This window comes from Streptomyces sp. NPDC101776, assembly GCF_044766845.1.
Taxonomy (GTDB): Bacteria; Actinomycetota; Actinomycetes; order Streptomycetales; family Streptomycetaceae; genus Streptomyces.
The window spans coordinates 56462-74814 of the sequence record NZ_JBIWMV010000005.1 but is presented as its reverse complement, the minus strand read 5'-3'; the positions used below and the strand labels follow the sequence as shown (position 1 = coordinate 74814).

Sequence of the window (18353 nt, the reverse complement as noted above, 5' to 3'; positions counted from 1 at the left end):
TCACCGGCCCTGGCGCTTGAGCAGCGCGTCGAGGCGGGGGTACACGGCGCGGGCGTTGTATTCCTGGACCGCTGCCAGGTCGTCCGCGGGCAGCTTGGCCGCCTCCGCGTAGCGCCGGGTGTCGTCGAAGTGGTGGCCGGTGCACGGGTCGATGTCCCGCACGGCGCCGATCATCTCCGAGGCGAAGAGGATGTTGCGGGCCGGGATGACGTCGTAGAGGAGGTCGGAGCCGGGCTGGTGGTACACGCAGGTGTCGAAGTAGACGTTGCCCAGGACGTGTTGCTCCAGCGGCGGCTTCCCGAGTGCCATCGCGAGGCCACGGAAGCGGCCCCAGTGGTACGGCACCGCCCCGCCGCCGTGCGGGATGACGATGCGCAGGGTCGGGAAGTCGGCGAACAGGTCGCCCTGGACCAGTTGCATGAACGCCGTGGTGTCGGCGTTGAGATAGTGCGCGCCGGTGGTGTGGAAGGCCGGGTTGACGCTCGTGCTGACGTGGACCATCGCCGGGATGTCGTACTCCACCATCTTCTCGTAGAGCGGGTACCACGAGCGGTCGGTGAGGGGTGGGGCGGTCCAGTGGCCGCCCGAGGGGTCGGGGTTGAGGTTGACCGCGACGGCGCCCAACTCCTCCACGCAGCGCGTGAGTTCGGGTACGCAGGTGGCCGGGTCGACCCCGGGCGACTGCGGGAGCATCGCGGCGGGCACGAAGCGCTCCGGATACAACTGGCTGACGCGGAAGCAGAGTTCGTTGCAGATGGCCGCCCAGGCGGCGGAGGTCTCGAAGTCTCCGACGTGGTGCGCCATGAACGACGCGCGCGGCGAGAAGACCGTCATGTCGATGCCGCGCTCGTCCATCAGCCGCAACTGGTTCGGCTCGACACTCTCGCGCAGCTCGTCGTCCCCGATGCGCAGATCCGCGCGGGCGGGGGCCGCCGACGGATCGGTGAGGGCGGCGGTCTGCCGCTTGCGCCATGCCTCCAGGGCCGGCGGGGCGGTCGTGTAGTGACCGTGACAGTCAATGATCATTACGGCGTCCTTCTCAGGCTGCTGGGTGCCGTGCAGCCTGGCCCCGCCCCGCACCGGCGGACGAGAGGGCCGAACACAGAACTAACCTCCCCTTAACACTCCGGCGAGCAGCCGGTCGGTGTGGTCTACATTCGGCTGGACGGAGTCATCGAAGTGGCCGAAAGGAGGTGGGCGGAGTGCAGATACTGCTGGCCGAGGACGACGACGGGGTCGCCGCGGCGCTCGTGGAGGTCCTCTACGACCACGGCCACGTCACCCGACGCGTCCGTTACGGCCGGGACGTCCTGACCTACCACCGCAGCTCCGACCTGCTCCTTCTCGACCTGGGCCTGCCCGACACCGACGGCCTGGACGTGCTGCGCGCCCTGCGCGCGGTCAGTGACATGTCGGTCGTGGTGCTCACCGCCCGCGGCGACGAACGCTCGGTCGTGCGCGGACTGCGGCTCGGAGCCGACGACTACCTCGTCAAGCCGGTACGCCTCGCCGAACTGCTCGCGCGGATCGACGCCGTCACCCGGCGGACCGCGGCGCGGGGCGGCTCCACGGTACGGACGGTCCGTGCCGGTGACGTCGAGGTGGATCTGGACGCGCGCCGGGTCCGGGTCGGCGGGGCCGAGGTCGAGCTGACCACCAAGGAGTTCGACATCCTCGCCGTGCTCGCGGGACGGGCGGGCACCGCGGTCAGCCGTGAACAGCTCCTGGACGAGGTGTGGGGCGACGCCTACCACGCCGTGTCCCGGTCGCTCGACGTCCACCTCACCCAGTTGCGTGCCAAGCTCGCCCGCCCCGAACTGCTCACCACGATCCGGGGCTTCGGCTACCGCTTCGGGGACCTCGGGAACTGAGGAACCGACGCGTGCGCACCCGGGTCCAGGCCGCCATGCTGCTGTTCGTCGTGATCACGGTGGCCGCGTTCGCCGTACCGCTGCTGCTGTTCACCGCGTCCGACCGCACCCAGCAACTCGTCCTCGCCCGCAGCGCGGACCTCGACCGCTTCGCCTCCCTCATGGACCAGGCCGCGCAGACCGGCGACACCTCGGCCGTCACCGCCGAGGCCCGCCGCTACACCCAGCTGTACGGCGAACCGCTCGTCGTCACCGACACCCGCCGGCGCCCGATCGTGCAGACCGGCGGGATGCGGGCCGCCGACCCCGCCGTAGGCCGGTTGCTCGACGCGGCGCTGCGCAACCAGACCGCGCATCCCTCGGGCGCGCTGCGTCCCTGGTCGAAGGGGTCCCGGATGTTCGCCGAGCCCGCGGGCACCGGGACCCGGGTCTCCGGTGCCGTCGTGCTGCGGGCCTCGGTCGAGACCGCGGCGGAGGACGTCACCCGGCGCTGGGCCGCCGTCATCGCGGGAACCGCCCTGGTCGCCGTCGCCTGCACGGTCCTCGCCCGGGCCGCCACGCGGTGGGTGGTCAGCCCGCTGCGCCGTCTGGACCGCGCGGTCGGACAACTCGCCGCGGGACTCCCGCCCGAACAGACCAGGGCCGGCGGCCCACCGGAACTGCGCCAGCTCGCGACCGGCTTCAACCGCATGGCGCGTACGGTCACGGCGGCCCTGGAACAGCAGCGCCGGCTCGTCGCCGACACCTCCCACCAGATGCGCAACCCCATGGCCGCGCTACGGCTGCGCGTCGACGCCCTGCACCGCCACCTGCCCTCGTCCGCCGACCGCACGTACACCGGCGTGACCACCGAACTCGACCGCCTGGAGACCCTGCTCGACGACATGCTGACCCTCGCCACCGCGGAACACCGCGCCGGGGAACTCGCCGTGACCGACGACTCCGGCGCCCACTGCGACGCCACGGCGGTCGCGACCGCCCAGTACCGGCTGTGGGAGCCGGTCGCCCACCGCGCCGGCGCCCGCCTCACCCTCGACGCCGCCGCGACCCCGGTCATGGCCGCCTGCACGGACCACGAGCTAGCCCAGATCACGGACATCCTCCTGGACAACGCCATCAAGTACGCGGGCCCGGACGCCGAGATCTCCCTGCGCTGCACCGTCGAAGGCCGGCACGCCGCCCTCACGGTGACGGACGACGGACCCGGTCTGACCTCGGAGGAAATCGCCCAGGCCACCACGAGATTCTGGCGCTCCGGCCGGCAACGGCAGGACGGGACGGCGGGAACGGGCCTGGGGCTGGCCATCGTCGAACAACTGCTGGCGGGCCGGGAAGGCCGACTGGAACTGGAGCCCGCGCGACCACGAGGACTGCGGGCCACCGCGCTCCTGCCGTGCGCCGTGACCGACGCGGCCGACCGCGGCGCCGGCGGGGCCGGATGAACGGCCACGGCAATTCCCGTCGCGCGCCGCACGAGGTGACCGCGGTCCGCCGTGATCCGCGCGGCGGTGCACGATGACCCGCCCTGTCGCCCGCCGCACCCTTCTCCACGCCGCCCTCGGCGCGACGACCGCCGCCGTTCTCGGCGGCGCGCTCACGGGCGACGTCTCCGGGCAGCGGCCCGGACCGAGCGGTGTCCTGCGCTTCGCGACCGGAGAACCCACCGCCTTCTACGAGGCGTTCGGCCGTCTCCTCGCCGCCGAACTCACGGCGGCGTACCCGCGCCTGCGCTGCCGCGTCCGCACCACACCGGGCAGCCTCACCAATATCGAACTGCTCCGCGACCACCGCGCCGACCTCGCGCTCGTCCTCACCGACACCGCGCGGGCGGCCCAGGGCACCGCTCTTTTCCCGCACCCTGTGCCCCTGCGCGCGATCGGCAGGCTGTACGAGACCTACCTCCAGTTCGTCGTCCGCGCCGACTCATCCGTGCGTATGGTGGCCGACCTGTCCGGACGCACCGTGTCGCTCGGCGCGGCCGGATCGGGCGCGGCCGTACTCGGCGAGCAGATCCTGCATGCCGCGGGTCTGTCGCCCGGTACCGATACCGTCGTACGCCATCTCCCGCTGGCCGACGCGGCCGATGCCCTGCGGACGGGCTCGGTCGACGCTCTGCTGGTGGCCGGCGGCGTACCGCTGCCGGTTCTGTCCGAACTCGACGACCGGTTCGGTCTGCGGTTCCTGCCGCTGGCCGGTCTGCTGCCCCGGCTCGGCGGACCGGGCGGCCAGGCGGCCTCGGGCCTGGAAGAGGTCTCCCTGCCGCAGGGCGCGTACCGGGCGGCGGGCGGGGTCGCCACCATCGGGGTGTCCAACCTGCTGGTGTGCCGCCCCGAACTGCCCCGCGGTGTGGCCGAGGCGATCACCCGCCTGCTGGTTCTGCGCGCGACCGAACTCGTTCCCCGCAACGCTGTCGGCACCCAGTTCCTCGACGTCCGCAGCCTCATCGGGACGGGCGCCGTCCCGCTCCACCCAGGGGCGGTCGCGGCATACCGCGCGCTGCACGGCTGAGCCCGGGACGACCTTGCCGGTGTACCCCGGTACCAGTGACCAGCGGGGTTTGTCCCCTGCGGGCCCACGGGTCGCGCCGTAGCCGCTCCTAGCCTCGAAGCAGTGACCCGGCGGGCTGCCGGGCAGGGCACGAGCGGGGAGCGGCACAGTGATCGAAGTGCGCGGGCTGACCAAGCGGTACGGGGACAGGACGGCGGTGGACGACCTGACGTTCACTGCCCCGCCCGGGCAGGTGACCGGGTTCCTGGGGCCGAACGGGGCGGGCAAGTCCACCACCATGCGGATGATCGTGGGTCTGGACGCGCCGACCGCCGGCACGGCCCTGGTCAACGGCAGGCGCTATGCCCAGCACCGGGCGCCTTTGCAGGAGTTGGGGGTGCTGCTGGAGGCGAAGGCGGTGCATCCGGGGCGCTCGGCCTTCAACCATCTGATGGCGTTGGCGTACACCCATGGTGTGCCGAAGCGGCGGGTGGAGGAGGTCATCGATCTGGCCGGTCTGCACGCGGTGGCGCACAAGCGGGTCGGGGCGTTCTCGCTGGGGATGGGCCAGCGGCTGGGCATCGCCGCGGCGCTCCTCGGTGACCCCGCGGTCGTGATGCTGGACGAGCCGGTCAACGGCCTGGATCCCGAAGGCGTGCGCTGGGTGCGGGAGTTGCTGCGCGGGCTGGCCGCCGAGGGGCGCACGGTGATGCTGTCCTCGCATCTGATGAGCGAGATGGCGCAGACCGCGGACCGTCTGGTGGTCGTGGGGCGGGGGCGGCTGTTGGCGGAGACGACTGTCGACGCGCTGGTGGAGCGGTCGGCGGACAAGGGTGTGCGGGTGGCCACGGGCGAACCCGCCCGGCTGCGCGCGCTGTTGGCCGCTCCCGGTGTCACCGTCACCTCGACGGGCGCCGAGCGGCTGGTCGTCTCCGGTCTGGACACCCGCCGGATCGGGGAGGTGGCGGCCGAGCACCGGGTGCCGTTGTACGAACTGGCCGCCGAGTCGGTGTCGTTGGAGGAGGCGTTCATGCATCTGACCCAGGACGCGGTGGAGTACCAGAGCAGCGACGTGCGGAGGGCCGCCTCATGACCGCGAGCACCCTTACCGCCACCCCACCGACGTACCGGGTGACCGGCCGGCGGGTGGTCCGCTCGGAGTGGTCCAAGTTCTGGTCGCTGCGCTCCAGTTGGATCACGCTGGGGGTGGCCGTGCTGTTCCTGGTGGCGATCGGGGTGATCGCCGCCGCTGTCTACACTCCGGACGGCCCGCTGGGCGGCAAGGACGCGGCGTCCGGTGCCGCGCTGACCCTGGCGCTGGCCGGCACCAACCTCGCGGCCCTGGCCGTCGGCGCGCTGGTCTCCTTCCTGCTGGGGAGCGCCGCGCTGCACGGGGAGAGGATCGCCCTGTCCCTGGGGGATGCCGGGGTCTTCCGGTGTCTGCTGGGTGCGGGTGTGTATCTGGGTCTGGTGGGTGTGTACGGCGTGACGGTCGGGTTGATCGTGCGCAACAACGCCGGGGGTATCGCGATCCTGGCGGGCGCGGTGCTCGTCCTGCCCGGCCTGACGGGGCTGTTGCCCAGTTCGCTGGGTGACACGGTGAGCCGCTATCTGCCCAGTAATGCGGGGCAGTCGGTGATGACCCTGCACGAGTCCAGTGACTCCCTGGTGGGCCCGGGGGCGGGCCTGACGGCGTTGCTGGTGTGGGCCGTAGTGCTGGTGGCTGGTGCCGCTTACCGGTTGCGTCGCAGTGACGTCTGAGGGGCCGTCCGCGAGGATGGAGCCGATGGATCACACAAAGCCGGGTCACTCGGGCCGGGGCGTGCAGCTCACGGCGTTCCGGGTGGTGCAGGAAGCGTTGACCAACACCCTCAAGCACGCCGGCCCCGGCACCACGGCCGAGGTCACGCTCACGGTCGAGGACGAGCTGCTGCGCGTCCGGATCGCCGACACCGGCTCACTCGCGCGGAGACCGGCCACGGCTCACCGCCCGGACAGCGGGCACGGCCTGGTCGGCATCCGCCAGCGGGCCGCGCTCTACGGCGGCACCGTCACCCTCGGACCGCGTACCGACGGCCGGGGCTGGATCGTAGACGTCCTGCTGGAACTGTCCGCCCCCGCCACCTCCGGAGAGACCGCGCCATGACCACCGTCCTGATCGCCGACGACCAGCCGCTGCCCCGCATGGGCTTCCGGATGCTGCTCGACGGCACCCCCGGCGTGAGCGTGGTCGGCGAGGCCGACAACGGCGCGCAGGCCGTGCGCATGGCGGCCGAACTGAGCCCCGACGTGGTCCTGATGGACGTACGGATGCCGGGTCTCGACGGCATCGAGGCGACCCGCCGCATCGTGGCGACGGGCGGCCGTACCCGCGTGCTCATCCTGACCACCTTCGACCTCGACGAGTACGCCTACGCCGGACTGCGCGCCGGGGCCAGCGGCTTCCTGCTCAAGGACGCCAGGCCGGAGGAACTCCTCGCCGGGATCCAGGCGGTCGCGACCGGCGACGCCGTCGTGGCCCCCCGGCTCACCCGCCGCCTGCTCGACGCCCACGCCCATGACGTCCTGGCCCCGGATGCCGGGCCTCGTAAGGACCCACGGCTGGCGGCGCTCACCGAACGCGAGCACGAGGTGCTCGTGGCCATCGGTACGGGCTGGACGAACGCCGAGATCGCCGAACGCTTCGTGCTGACCGAGTCCACCGTGAAGAAGCATGTGGGCCGGGTGCTGGCCAAGGTCGGTGCCCGGGACCGTATCCAGGCGGTCATCCTCGCCTACGACGCGGGACTGGTCGCTCCCCGGCAGTGAGCGCCGCCCTTTTAAGACGTCACGCTCGCAGCCGCGAGCCGGTCCAGGTAGGGCGCGTCCGGTCCGTCGAAGTAAGGCCCTCTGCCCGTACGGCCGTTGCGCGGGGACGGGTCGACAAGCACGGTGCGGCCGTCCATCCGCAGTCCGCAGTCGTGAATGAATCCGGGGTCGTGCTGGAGTGCTAGACGGACAGTCCGAAGCCGCCTGTCACACGCAGTGTCTCCCCGGTGAGGAAGGACGCCTTCGGCGAGGCAAGGTAGAGCAAGGTCCCGATGATGTCCCGCTCCCTACCCTCGCGTTGGACGAGTTGCTCGCCCAGCGCGCGTTCTAACTCGGCACGAGGCAGTTCGGTTCGGATCGTGTCGGTGAGGACGAGTCCGGGCGCTATCGCGTTCACCCGGATGCCGTCACCCGCGAACTCGCGCGCGAACGCCACGGTCAGGCCACGGACGGCCAGCTTGGACACGGCGTAGGCATTGCGGTTCGCGTAGGCCGCGGACGACGAGATGTTGACGATCGTGGCGTCGGCCCGTCCGCTCATGGCTTCCACCTGGTCCAGCCTCAGGCGACACCAGAACCAGTCGTAGATTCACGGACCGCTCACTCAGACTCTCTCCCCGGTCAAGGACGCGCAGGGTGGCATGGGTGGATGAGGCCATGTTCGTGCTGGGCGGCGGTAGTTGTCTGCGGTGAGGGTCGTCCATCAGCGGGCGATCTCGTGCGGGTCGAGGACCATCGGCGCGCGGACGAGCCGGGTGGCCCATGTGACGTCGGGGTGGAGCCGGGTCAGTACGCGCCGATTCTCCAGATGTGCGAAGGCGTATGCGCAGACGGCTCGTTCCGCGGTGATCAGCTGGGTGACCTGATTCTTCGCGGCTGGGGGCTTCTTGCCGTTGGGCTTCTCGCAGCCGGTGGTGATTGCCGGGTCGCTGCTGTCGGCGCCGTCACCGTCGAGGCCGACGAAGCCAAGGTCGGCGATCGCGGCCAGGCCGGCCGCGGGGAGTCGGCCGACCATGTCGTCGTGGCGGCAGGTGGTGATCCCCGAGCCGCGCACGGGTCGGGTGATGGATGTCCGCAGCAGCCACCCCTTGGCATCGGTCAGGGCGATGACGAGCAGCTCGTGCCGTTTGTGCTTGGCCGGCCAGCGGCGTCTCATCGGGTGGCCGGTGCGGCGCGGTGCGGTGCGGCGCTGGGCGGGTGTCAGCGATCCGTCGGTCAGGACGACGCTGCCACCCGCGTGAGGCGGTGGTGCCGGCGGGCACCTGTCGCGGTCACCTCATCGCCCCACCGTTCGCTCCCGGGTTGCCGGATCAAGGTCCGGCCTCGGAGACGGGTCGTGGTCTCGGACGTAGACGGTGACTCGCGCCCCGCTGACCTGGCTTGTTCCGTACGCGCGGAAGTGGCGTCGCAGGGTGCTTGTTTTGGCTTCCTCCCGCGGGTTGGTCGGCGCGTGCGCGCCCGCCGGGTCGCGGACCGCGATGATCCGGTCGAATTCCAGCATGCGTGCCGCTATGTCCTGGGCGGGAAGCTCGACACCTGCGAGTGTGTTCGACGAAACGGGGTCCTGTGTCAGGGCGAGATCTGTCAGGAAGCGGGTGTCTACGGGGTCGGCCGCTGTCCAGGCCCGGTACTGGTCGGAGAGATAGAGCAGCCCGTCGCCGGGACGACCCTCTGTCCGTATGGCGGCGCCGATGGCGGTGACGTCATTGCTCCGGCTCTGGGGCGTCCGCAGCGAAACGCTCGTCGGGACGAGCACGGCCAGCACCACAACCGCCGCGATCCACACGTAGCGGAAAGACCGCTGCCGCCGGAGGAAACGATCCATCCAGGCGCCCAGCAGCAAAGCGATTCCGGTACTGCTGTAGAGCACGTACCGGTCGACGAAAACGGGCTTGACCAGCGAGGCGATCAGCAGCAGAAGCCCCGGGAGCACAACCATCGGTACAGCCAGCGCGGAGAGCCGCACGGGTCCTCTGGTTCCCAGGGGTGCCAGGGCACACGCCACGCCCACGACCGCCGTGGCCAGGAATCGGGGAAGCCGCACCGGTCCGTCGATCCAGGACAGTTGTCCCGACTGCCCCGCACTGCGGATCGCCAGCGGCAACAGTCCGGCGACCACGCACGCGGCAGCAGCACTCCAGGCCCTCAGCACCGGTCGTGGAGCACGGGAGACGACCAGTGTGACGCCGTGTGCGACCAGGGCGAGGACCGCGAACTCGTGGAGCAGACAGGCCAGCAGCATGGTGGAGCCGTAGACCGCCCACCGCCACCGGGCGCGATGCGGGACGCCGGCCACGAGCGCATAGGTGGCCCAGGTGACCAGGGCACAGACCATGGCATAGGAGCGGCCTTCCTGCGCGTACTTCTGTACCTGGGGGAGAAGCGCGAACACCAGCCCGGCCAGCAGCCCGGCACGGGGTCCCGCGAGCCGTAGCCCCAGAAGCCCGACTCCGCTCGCCGCCACGGACATGGCCAGCACGGACGGCAGCCGCAACGTCAGCAGCCCTCCGCCGAAGAGTGCGAAGACCTCGTGCATCACGGCGTAGTAGAGGGCGTGGACCAGATCGACATGCTGAGCGGTGAGCCATATCCGCGAAAGGTCGCGGTGCGCGAGCTGGCAGGTGACGGCCTCGTCCCCCCACATGGTGTTCTTCCTGCGGATGCCCCAGAGCCCCAGAGCGATACTCAGCGCCAAGGGCGCGACGACGACAACGGCCTTGGCCGGGCCGGGGGACTGCCGAGGGGCGAGTACGGGAGGGGCGACCGTCCCGGCCACGGCGGGGGCACGTTCATCAACGGACATCGGCGACAGGGCCTTTCAGCAGCGACGGAGAAGCGCCGTCAGCGTGCCCGGACCTCGTTGACCGGAGGCTGACCCAACCTGACCGGCCGATCAGGAAGGCGGGCCGACGCTGTGCGAAGCTGCACCGCATGCGCATCCTGGTGGTCGAAGACGAGGTCGACCTTGCCCACACCCTGCACACCGGTCTGACCGCCGAGGGCTACAGCGTTGACCTCGCCCATGACGGCCGGCGCGGACTGTGGATGGCCCGGAGCGGCGAATACGCCCTGGTGGTACTGGACTTGATGCTGCCCGGACTCAACGGCTACAAGGTCTGCGCCCAGTTGCGCCGGGAGGGCAACGCGACGCCCATCCTGGTACTCACCGCCAAGGACGGCGACTGGGACCAGGCAGAGGCCCTGGACACGGGGGCCGACGACTACCTGGCCAAACCCTTCTCCTACATGGTGCTCGTCGCACGGCTGCGGGCCTTGGTCAGACGAGCCGCCACGGTCGCCCCGCCCGTCCTTGCCGTGGGCGACCTCTCCTTGGACGTCGCCGGCCGGGTCTGCCGCCGGGCCGGGGCCCGGGTGGAACTCACCCCCCGGGAGTTCGCCGTCCTTGAACTACTGGCCCGCCGGGCTGGCCAGGCGGTCTCCAAAGCGGATCTGCTCTATCACGCGTGGCCCGACGAGGCGCTGGATCCCAACCTGGTGGAGGCGCGCGTGAGCGCACTGCGCAAGAAGGTGGACGCCGCGTTCGGCCGGCAGTCCCTGCAGACCGTACGGGGTACCGGCTACCGGCTGGTGGACGACCGTGAACGCGACTGAGGTACGACGCAGCTGGTGGCCGCGTTCGGTACGGGCCCGCGCGGCCCTGGCCGCCGCCTTGACCGCTGCCGTCGTCATGGTCGGCATCGGCTGGTGGATGCACAGTGACGTCTACCGCCAGGGGACGCAGATCACCGAAGGACAGACCGAGCAACAGCTCTGGACTCTCGTGGATCAGCTGAACGGGGGAGTGGTTCCCGTTGAGCGAAACCCGGTGCCGTACGAGGTCGTCGCGACCGGCCGACGCGCCGCTGTCGCCTACGGCGGAGGCATGGAAGCCCTCGATCCCGGCACCCGCCACGTGCTGCCCGCCCCGTCGGAGGCCAGGGAGCCCGGAACCCTGACCATCGTTCCCCGCCGTATACCGGTGCGCGACAACCCCACCGGGGACAGATCCGATATGGCCGGCCACACCTACACGGTCATGTTCGCCGACATCAGCGCCGATCAGCTCAGCAGTGACAAAGTCGCCGCTCTGGGTGTGGCCGCCGACGCCGACCTGCGGGTCTATGCGGTGGTGCTCCCGCACACGGCCGAGGCAATGGCCAGGACCACCGACCTCCTGCTGCTGCGGGCCGGGCTCGTCAGCCTCGTACTGATCGCCGCCGTCACCTACTTCGCCGTCCGCATCGCGCTGCGGCCGGTCGAAGCCATCCGCGTCCTGACCGCCTCGGTCACCGCGAGCCATCCCCGCGAACGCGTCACCGTCCCCGCCACGGGACACGAGATCACCGCCCTGGCCACCACCATCAACACCACCCTCCAACGCCTCGACAACGCCGCCGCCCAGCAACGCCGCTTCGTCGCGGACGCCGCCCACGAACTACGCAGCCCCCTCACCACACTGCTGGCCAGCCTGGAAGTCGCGCTCGCCTACCCGCAGCGCACCGACTGGCCCGCCGCGGCAACCACCGCCGCACGACAGACCCGCCGCCTCCAGGCACTCGCCGAAGACCTGCTGCTCCTCGCCCGCCTCGACACCCGCACCCCCACGACCAGTCCCGAAACCGTCGACCTGACAGCCCTCGCCTCTCAGCTGACCGAGCAATACCCCCTCACCGAACGACCGTTGACCCTCACCTGTGACAGCACCGCGCCCGCACCCGCACACGGAAACGCCGACGAATTCGAACGACTGCTGCGCAACCTCGTCGACAACGCCGCCCGCCACGCCGTACACCGCATCCAGATCACCATCCGGAACGAGGACGACTGGATCGTCCTCACCGTGCACGACGACGGACCGGGCGTGCCCACCGAGGACGCCGAGCGCATCTTCGAACGCTTCGTCCGGCTCGACGACGCCCGCTCCCGCGACCACGGCGGCACAGGCCTGGGTCTCGCCATCGCCCGCGACCTGGCCCACCGCCACCGAGGCACCCTCACCCTCACCCCGCGGACCCTCGGAGCATGCTTCCAGCTACGTCTTCCCCGAACCCCGACCCCGGCCGAGAAATGACGCGCTTCACTGCGGAAGCCCTTCGCGACCGGCAGACCAACCGATGACGACGGCCGCCCACCGCCACTGCCACAGAAGCGTTCATCCACTTAACCCGCCACCCGGCTGACCTGTGCGGTTGCCCGCGGATGGTGCGAGGGCGTGCCGCACCAGGACGGCGCGGATCACGAGGCAACTCGACGACTTCGAGCAGCTGCTCAAGGACCGGATTCCCGACCGGAGTTGAGAGCGTCCCGCAGGAGAGAGCGGCCCCTGGGCCAAGGGGGTGTCGCCCCCGGATACGGCTCTAGCGGTTCCAGGGCTGCCGAGCGCATCAACGCCACCGCCTCCTCCGGAGGAATCGGCGCCGTGCCTGAGCAGTAGCGGCCGCCCTGCCTGCCCGCAGCGATGTTGCCCAGCCGGATCACGTGGATCCTTGCGCGGGCGTCCCGTCGCCACCCAGCCTCCTTACTGAGTGCCTACTTCCGAGGTGAGGATCGCGCGCGGCACTGAGCGTTTTCCAACCTCACGTTGACGCGTGGTGAAGGACGAGGACGGCCTTCACCATGTCGGTGATCCGATTGGTGCTGCAGCGGAGCTTCCGCAGAAGACGCCAGTCCTTGAGCGTGGTCATAGCTCGTTCGCCGACGCATCGGATCTTGGCGTGACTGGTCTTGTGGCGGCGCTTCCACCCCTTCGGACGGCGACCGCGGAACGGACTCGAACAGGCCCGCCGGCGCCTTGATACGCCTTGTCCGCCCAGCACTTCAGGCCCGCCTCGGTGAGCGCGTCGATGATTCCGTGGTGTCGGGCAGCAGTGAGGTCGTGGGTCGATCCGGGCAGGGCGGGCGAGGCCCAGAGCAGGCGTCCGAACGGATCGGCGAGGACCTGGATGTTCTTCATGCCGTGGCGCTTGTGTTTCCCGGAGTGGTACGGGGAGTCCGCAGCGATCTCCCCCAGCCTTCGGCCGGGAGGTGCCCCCAGTCGATCGGCAGCAGAGTGCCGTCCAGGATCACGAACGCTTTCTCGCGGATCGTCCGCGTCGCCTCGGCGAGTGAAGGCGCGAGCGCGGCCAGGGCCTCTACAACTTCGCGTATACAGCGGTAGACCGTAGCGATCCCGATGTCGAATCCGGCAGCGAGCGGTGGCGTCCCGCCGAGTGGTGTAGCCGATCAAGGCGTCGGAATCCGCAGGTCGGGGGCGGTGGCTCAGTCCGGTCGCGTGTTCAACTCGCCTCAGCAGGGCGCTTCGTGGACCACTGCGTCGGCAGAGATCGTCAGGAGCCCCGTACCGGAATGCGTCACGCTTGATCCCCTACACCACGACGCGGGACACGACCCAGCGAGCTGGGCGCAGGTATAACCGCACCGCAGGCGCGCGAGGGCGAGCAGAGCCTGGCGGCCGACGGCCAGACGTCGCCACCGTGTACCGATCTTCGCCCGTCGCGCGGCCAGTTGACCGGTAAGGAACCGCAGGGTTCGGCTGGACAGATCGATCGAGGATGAGCGGACAAGCATGCGAAGCTCCTGGCAGGCACGGGTGATCTTGGTCTACAACCCGTCTACCAGGAGTTTTGTCGTTGCGCAGGGGCGTCCAACGTGTGGTCGGCATCGGGATGCTGGAAATCGCTCACCGTTCAGTCACGGCGGTGACATCGGCGATGAATCCCGTTCGTGACCTCGACGCGGTCGCTCCCGGAGCCGATGTTCAGCACATCGGCCGGTTGCCTACGGGCGAGTACTCATGCAAGAGTAGTCGCATGTCATCGATCAGGTTGTTCATCCTCGACACGTTCGCGAGGAACGGCGAGATGCACGGGCACAGGGTGCGTCTCCAGGCCGAGCGGGAACATCTGCACCTGTGGACGGACGTGTCCGTGGGCAGCCTGTACCAGGCGATCAAGCGCCTGCTGGCTGAGGGCTTGCTCGAAGAGGTCAGGACCGAGAAGGAGGGCAATCTGCCCGAGCGCCAGGTGTACGGCATCACCGGCGAAGGGCGGCTGCGTCTCAAGGAGCTCCAGTCCGAGAGTCTGCGCCACATCTGGATGAAGTCGGACCCGTTCGACCTGGCCCTCACCCGCCTGGACCCGGAGAAGCTGGACGAGCTCCACACGGTGATCGCATCCCGGCTGGATGAACTCGCCTCCATGCTCTCGGACACCGAGGCGCTGAACGCCAACGCCATCGACGGCGGCTACCTGACGGTGAGTGAGGCGCTGGCGGTCAGTCACGGTGCGCACAGGCTGCGCGCCGAGATCGCCTGGCTCCAGGAGGTTCTGGACGCGGTGCCCGAGATTGTCATCGATGAACGGACCCGTAAGCCCGACACCTTCTGAATCACCGGATTCCGCCCCCGCCTTGAATCCACCCGCGTCGCGGTCGGCGCGGTATCGCCCGGCAAGGAGCACGCCCCATGTCCGAACTCATCGAACCCTTCACCCTGTCCGTGCCGGAGGAACAGCTGACCGACCTGCGTGAGCGGCTCTCCCGCACCCGGTGGCCCGATCCAGAGACCGTTCCGGACACCAGCCAGGGACCCCGGCTGGCGAAGCTCCGCGCGCTGCACGACTACTGGCTCAACACCTACGACTGGCGGCGGTGCGAGAAGAGCCTCAACTCCTTCGGCCAGTCCCGCACCGTCATCGACGGTCTGGGCATTCACTTCCTCCATGTGCGCTCGCCTGAGCCGGACGCCCTCCCGCTGGTCATGACCCACGGATGGCCCAGCTCCGTCCTCGATTTCCACAAGGTCATCGGCCCACTGACCGATCCCGCGGCCCACGGCGGTGACCCGCGGGACGCCTTCCATCTCGTGGTGCCGTCGCTGCCGGGATTCGGGTTCTCCGACCGGCCTACGGAACCCGGCTGGGGATTCTCCCGGGTCGCCGATGCCTGGATCACGCTGATGGACCGGCTCGGCTACCGGCGATGGGGCGCCCAGGGCGGCGACCTCGGATGCGCGGTCACCGACGAGATCGGCCGCAAGGCCCCCGACGGATGCGTCGGGCTGCACCTCAACTTCGCCATGTTCCCGCCAACGCCCGACGAGATCCGGGACGCCACCGAGCATGAGCAGGCAATGCTCGACAGCGCCGCCTACTTCTGGGAGAACCTCTCAGGCTACGCCAAGGAGCAGGCGACTCGCCCTCAGACCATTGGCTACTCGCTCGCGGAGTCCCCCATCGGCCTGGCTGCCTGGATCTACGCGATGTTCCAGGACACCTGCGGCACGCCGGGGGACGCGGAAGCATCTTTCACCCTGGACGAGCTGCTCGACGACATCATGCTCTATTGGCTTCCCAACACCGGGACGTCCGCTGCGCGGACCTACTGGGAAATGGCACGGTCGGCACGGCCCTCCGCGCCGAACGCCGCCGCACCGATCACACTGCCCACCGGATTCAGCATGTTCCCGGAGGAGCACGTCCGGAAGTCCCGGCGCTGGGTGGAACGCCGCTACAGCAACGTCGTCCACTTCAACGAGCTTGAGGTGGGCGGGCACTTCGCGGCCCTGGAACAACCGGCACTCTTCGTTGACGAAGTCCGGACCACCTTCCGTTCCCTGCGCTGAGCGCACCGCCGGCATCGGCACCTCCGACCGACAGCTCCCCCCCAGGAAGGGCGATACCTCATGACACCCCTGCCCGGCGAACTCCTCAAACTGCTGAACCGGCCCAGCCCTTGCTTCATCGCCACCACCATGCCGGACGGCTCGCCTCAGCTCACCCAGACCTGGGTCGACACCGATGGTGAACACATCCTCATCAACACCGTCGCGGGCTACCGCAAAACCAAAAACGTTCAACGCGACCCCCGTGTGGCCGTCAGCATCGCCGACCCGGATGACACCTCCCGCTACTTCTCCGTACGGGGACGCGTCACCAGCGCCACGACCGACGGCGCCGCCGAGAGCATCGAACACCTTGCCCAGAAGTACACAGGCCGCCCCTACGCCTCGTACGGCGGCCCGGGCCAGACCCGGCTCCTGCTGACCATCACCGTCGACTCCGTCATCCATTCCCCCATGCACTGAAGACCAAGGGGACGGTCATGACCAACTTCCCCCACAGCGCCGGCACCGCCCGCCCCTATGTCTGGGCGCCGGACCAGTCCCCGGCCTACTGGAACGTCGCCACGTACGGGAGAGTGCTCGCCGACGGCAGCGAGACCGACGGCCGGTCCTGCACGTTCGAGGAACTGTGTCCGCAAGGACTCGTCGCCCCACCGCACGTCCACGACAAGGAGGAAGAGGCGTTCTTCGTCCTCGATGGTGATTTCGTGTTCACCGTCGGAGACGAGGAGATCCCGGCCGGACCCGGCAGCGACATCCTCTGCCCGAGTTCGGTCAGGGACTCGACAGGCTCGCGGGTGCCCGATGCCCCACCGATTCGTCAGAAGCCTCCCGCCACCTGCTCTGCTCGTCGACACCTCAGCAGTTCGTGCAAAGGTGATCAGTCCACATAACTTGCCTCGGATTGGCTGTATGTGATGAAAACAGTGGGCTCGGCGCGCAGAGTGCACGTCGCCGTCCTCGCCGTTCACGGTGGTCCGGGCCGCCCCCTCGCACGGGTGAGGATCATTCCGTCGGGTGCTGCCAACTCTTGATGCACGCTCACCTTTTCCTGTCTCGTGGGTGGCTGTGAGTTGCCGTGGCCGTTGGCCTGCTCGTACGCCAGGCATCCTGGTGGCCAGTGTCACTTGTCATGCCGGTCCGAATGTGGCACCCCCAATCGTACTGATTGTCATTCATGAATAGAGCGGGCCGGATAGAGTCGTCTCATGAGCAATGACCATTCCATATCCCGTGTGGCCCTGAAGAAGACAACCCCCGATGTATCCGCGGCAATGGGCTCTCTGCACGCCGCCGCCGTGACCGCGGCCCAGGACGCCAAGGTCGAGACGGAAATCCTGGAACTGCTCAGGATTCGTGCCTCGCAGCTCAACGGTTGTGCCTTCTGCCTCGACATGCACACCAAAGACGCGCGCGCCGCGGGCGAGACCGAACAGCGCATCTACGCCCTGAATGCCTGGCGCGAGACCCCCTTCTTCACCGAACGCGAGCGTGCGGCACTGGCGTTGACCGAGGCCGTGACCCTGGTGCACGACGGGCATGTGCCGGACGCGGTCTACGCCGAGGCCGCGGAAGTCTTTGACGAGGCTCAGATTGCCGCGCTGATCTGGGCGGCGACCGTGATCAACGCCTACAACCGGATCGCCATCGCGACGCGGATGGCGCCGGGTGGGTATCAGCCGGTGAAGAAGTAGCGTGCGGAATGCGGGCATCGGCTACAGCGGCCGATGCCCGCATTCTTTTGCCGCTGTCCTTGGTGCGTTAATTGTCCGGCAGTGATTCCATTATTTTCTCCAGCCATGCCCGCCATTCCGGTGCGCGTTCCGCCGGCGCTGCGCGGAGCAGCCCACCCATCCATGCCGTCACGGGGCGGATGCCGTGCAGCGCGTTCACCAGCCACACTTCGTGGCCGTCCAGCTCGGTCACGGTTCGCTCGCGGTGGGCGACGCGGATGCCGGTGTGCAGGGCCTGTTCCTGGAGGAGGGCGAGGGTCACTCCGGGCAGGACGGGCAGTATGGGGGAAGGCAGGCACAGGGTGTCGTCCTCCCACCACAGCACGCTCGCGGTGGCTGCCTCCAATACGACGCCGGTGGGTGTGACGAGTACTGCTTCCTCCGCTCCCTCGTGTGAGGCGCGTCGGCGGACTTTGGCGAGGGTGTCCAGGTCTGGTCCCTTGCGACGGGGAACGACCCGGGGATCGGACTGACCTGTGGCCCAGACCCGCACACCGGTGTCCAGCGGGGGTGCCTGCCGCATCAGGAGGCGCAACTCCATGGAGTCGGCGGCGAGTTCCACCCGCGGGAACCACTCGCCGGTGCGCGGCAGCGCGTCGGTCATGTCCCGCCAGAACTTCAGCAGGTGGTGCGGTGGCGGTCCGCCGACCTCACCGCAGGAGCGCAGGAACCGCTCTTGGTGCCGTTCGAGGCCGCGCACCCTGCCGTCCCGCACCAGCCAGGAGTCCGCGACGAGCAGCTTTCCCTCAGATGCCCCGACAGGGGTCAGTCCCCGATCCGGAGACCACGCCGACAACCCCTCGATGATGACCGGTTGAGTCACAACTACCCCTT

At 69.4% G+C, this 18353-nt stretch carries 19 protein-coding genes and 2 pseudogenes; 14 read left to right on the top strand and 7 right to left on the bottom strand.

Features of this window, described 5'->3' with window-relative positions; genetic code table 11:
- A complete protein-coding gene (locus ACIRRY_RS18860; protein ID WP_403973820.1) occupies nucleotides 1-1026 on the bottom strand; it encodes an amidohydrolase family protein in 1026 nt (341 codons plus the stop codon).
- Nucleotides 1027-1202: 176 nt separating this feature from the next.
- On the opposite strand from ACIRRY_RS18860, the gene ACIRRY_RS18855 reads away from it, so the two are divergent.
- From ACIRRY_RS18855 to ACIRRY_RS18825, 7 genes are all read left to right on the top strand, one after another.
- Entirely contained in the window at nucleotides 1203-1871 is a 669-nt protein-coding gene (locus tag ACIRRY_RS18855) for a response regulator transcription factor (RefSeq protein ID WP_403973818.1), read from the top strand.
- An 11-nt stretch (nucleotides 1872-1882) separates the two neighbouring features.
- Nucleotides 1883-3313 carry a sensor histidine kinase gene (locus ACIRRY_RS18850; RefSeq protein ID WP_403973815.1) on the top strand — a complete coding sequence of 477 codons (1431 nt, stop codon included), beginning with the start codon at nucleotides 1883-1885 and terminating at the stop codon, nucleotides 3311-3313.
- A 73-nt stretch (nucleotides 3314-3386) separates the two neighbouring features.
- Nucleotides 3387-4379 carry a TAXI family TRAP transporter solute-binding subunit gene (locus tag ACIRRY_RS18845; protein WP_403973812.1) on the top strand — a complete coding sequence of 331 codons (993 nt, stop codon included), beginning with the start codon at nucleotides 3387-3389 and terminating at the stop codon, nucleotides 4377-4379.
- 148 nt (nucleotides 4380-4527) lie between these two features.
- Nucleotides 4528-5451: an ABC transporter ATP-binding protein gene (locus tag ACIRRY_RS18840; protein ID WP_403973810.1), complete on the top strand. Its 924-nt coding sequence runs from the start codon at nucleotides 4528-4530 to the stop codon at nucleotides 5449-5451.
- Nucleotides 5448-6119, top strand: coding sequence for an ABC transporter permease (locus ACIRRY_RS18835; RefSeq protein WP_403973808.1), 672 nt, complete (start codon nucleotides 5448-5450; stop codon nucleotides 6117-6119). The genes ACIRRY_RS18840 and ACIRRY_RS18835 overlap by 4 nt, the downstream gene beginning before the upstream one ends.
- A gap of 25 nt (nucleotides 6120-6144) precedes the next feature.
- Nucleotides 6145-6504, top strand: coding sequence for a sensor histidine kinase (locus ACIRRY_RS18830; protein WP_403973806.1), 360 nt, complete (start codon nucleotides 6145-6147; stop codon nucleotides 6502-6504).
- Nucleotides 6501-7166, top strand: coding sequence for a response regulator (locus ACIRRY_RS18825; RefSeq protein ID WP_403973803.1), 666 nt, complete (start codon nucleotides 6501-6503; stop codon nucleotides 7164-7166). Before ACIRRY_RS18830 ends, ACIRRY_RS18825 begins: the two co-directional genes overlap by 4 nt.
- Before the next feature lie 181 nt (nucleotides 7167-7347).
- On the opposite strand, the gene ACIRRY_RS18820 is transcribed toward ACIRRY_RS18825, so the two are convergent.
- The 3 genes from ACIRRY_RS18820 to ACIRRY_RS18810 all read right to left on the bottom strand — a co-directional run bounded on the left by ACIRRY_RS18820 (nucleotide 7348) and on the right by ACIRRY_RS18810 (nucleotide 9969).
- Nucleotides 7348-7707, bottom strand: coding sequence for an SDR family NAD(P)-dependent oxidoreductase (locus ACIRRY_RS18820; RefSeq protein ID WP_403973801.1), 360 nt, complete (start codon nucleotides 7705-7707; stop codon nucleotides 7348-7350).
- Nucleotides 7708-7869: 162 nt separating this feature from the next.
- Nucleotides 7870-8322, bottom strand: coding sequence for a hypothetical protein (locus ACIRRY_RS18815; RefSeq protein ID WP_403973799.1), 453 nt, complete (start codon nucleotides 8320-8322; stop codon nucleotides 7870-7872).
- A gap of 120 nt (nucleotides 8323-8442) precedes the next feature.
- Complete coding sequence (locus tag ACIRRY_RS18810; protein WP_403973796.1) at nucleotides 8443-9969, bottom strand: glycosyltransferase family 39 protein; 1527 nt, start codon at nucleotides 9967-9969, stop codon at nucleotides 8443-8445.
- Between the two features lie 128 nt (nucleotides 9970-10097).
- On the opposite strand from ACIRRY_RS18810, the gene ACIRRY_RS18805 reads away from it, so the two are divergent.
- Both ACIRRY_RS18805 and ACIRRY_RS18800 read left to right on the top strand, forming a co-directional pair.
- The gene (locus ACIRRY_RS18805) at nucleotides 10098-10778 is read left to right on the top strand and encodes a response regulator transcription factor (protein ID WP_403973794.1); all 681 of its coding nucleotides are present in this window, start codon (nucleotides 10098-10100) and stop codon (nucleotides 10776-10778) included.
- Nucleotides 10765-12237, top strand: coding sequence for a sensor histidine kinase (locus tag ACIRRY_RS18800; protein WP_403973793.1), 1473 nt, complete (start codon nucleotides 10765-10767; stop codon nucleotides 12235-12237). Before ACIRRY_RS18805 ends, ACIRRY_RS18800 begins: the two co-directional genes overlap by 14 nt.
- A 505-nt stretch (nucleotides 12238-12742) precedes the next feature.
- Here the strand turns inward: ACIRRY_RS18800 and ACIRRY_RS18795 are convergent.
- Nucleotides 12743-13365: pseudogene (locus tag ACIRRY_RS18795) on the bottom strand (transposase family protein); the annotation flags it as partial.
- A 138-nt stretch (nucleotides 13366-13503) separates the two neighbouring features.
- Nucleotides 13504-13733 (bottom strand): annotated as a pseudogene (locus ACIRRY_RS18790) (hypothetical protein); the annotation flags it as partial.
- Nucleotides 13734-13975: 242 nt separating this feature from the next.
- Between ACIRRY_RS18790 and ACIRRY_RS18785 the strand changes: the two are divergent.
- From ACIRRY_RS18785 to ACIRRY_RS18765, 5 genes are all read left to right on the top strand, one after another.
- The gene (locus ACIRRY_RS18785; RefSeq protein ID WP_403973791.1) at nucleotides 13976-14551 is read left to right on the top strand and encodes a PadR family transcriptional regulator; all 576 of its coding nucleotides are present in this window, start codon (nucleotides 13976-13978) and stop codon (nucleotides 14549-14551) included.
- 77 nt (nucleotides 14552-14628) lie between these two features.
- Entirely contained in the window at nucleotides 14629-15786 is a 1158-nt protein-coding gene (locus ACIRRY_RS18780; protein WP_403973788.1) for an epoxide hydrolase family protein, read from the top strand.
- 60 nt (nucleotides 15787-15846) lie between these two features.
- Nucleotides 15847-16248: a PPOX class F420-dependent oxidoreductase gene (locus ACIRRY_RS18775; RefSeq protein ID WP_403973785.1), complete on the top strand. Its 402-nt coding sequence runs from the start codon at nucleotides 15847-15849 to the stop codon at nucleotides 16246-16248.
- A 17-nt stretch (nucleotides 16249-16265) separates the two neighbouring features.
- Nucleotides 16266-16679 carry a cupin domain-containing protein gene (locus tag ACIRRY_RS18770; protein ID WP_403973783.1) on the top strand — a complete coding sequence of 138 codons (414 nt, stop codon included), beginning with the start codon at nucleotides 16266-16268 and terminating at the stop codon, nucleotides 16677-16679.
- Nucleotides 16680-16994: 315 nt separating this feature from the next.
- Nucleotides 16995-17480, top strand: a complete 486-nt coding sequence (locus ACIRRY_RS18765) for a carboxymuconolactone decarboxylase family protein (RefSeq protein ID WP_403973780.1) — start codon at nucleotides 16995-16997, stop codon at nucleotides 17478-17480.
- A 67-nt stretch (nucleotides 17481-17547) separates the two neighbouring features.
- Here ACIRRY_RS18765 and ACIRRY_RS18760 read toward each other — a convergent pair whose 3' ends face one another.
- Nucleotides 17548-18342, bottom strand: a complete 795-nt coding sequence (locus tag ACIRRY_RS18760) for an aminotransferase class IV (protein ID WP_403973777.1) — start codon at nucleotides 18340-18342, stop codon at nucleotides 17548-17550.
- Nucleotides 18343-18353: the final 11 nt, after the last annotated feature.